Raw genomic sequence first — 448 nt, 5'->3', positions numbered from 1 at the left:
CTGAACAGCATACTCTTGTGCAAACTTTGAACCAGCTTTCATTGGAGTCAAGAGGACTTTCGAGAACTTGTAAACCCCATAAGCAATTAAACCTGCAATACTCAAACTAATAACTTGAATTTTCTCAAAAGTTCTCAATATTCTATCCTTCACAGATATTTTTCTTGGGAGAAGAAGTATCGGCCTTGGGGATGCACGATAAAGTTTAACTTCCTGCAGTCTTTTTCCATACTTTTTACCTACAACCTCGACTAATCCTACTTTGATCATTTTATCAATATGATATGAGACCGTTGAAAGGGGAAGATCTAGCTCTCGAGCAATTTCAGAAAGTGAGAGCGTTTTCTCCTGAAGAAGTCTCAGAATGGCCAGAGATTTCTCATTCATCAATATTTGAGCAAGCTCCTTAGCTTTTTCATCATCAACACTAATAGTCTCAAATTCCACA

1 protein-coding gene is annotated in these 448 nt (G+C 37.5%); it reads right to left on the bottom strand.

The annotated features are described in order from the left end of the window. Positions 1 to 447 (bottom strand): ArsR/SmtB family transcription factor (locus E3E37_RS11080; RefSeq protein ID WP_371731719.1); only part of this gene is annotated, 447 nt, incomplete at its 3' end. Position 448: the final 1 nt, after the last annotated feature.

It is taken from the genome of Thermococcus sp. ES12 (genome assembly GCF_012027515.1).
Lineage (GTDB): Archaea > Methanobacteriota_B > Thermococci > Thermococcales > Thermococcaceae > Thermococcus > Thermococcus barossii.
The sequence above is the reverse complement of the archived record's forward strand: the minus strand, read 5'-3'. Positions and strand labels throughout refer to the sequence as shown.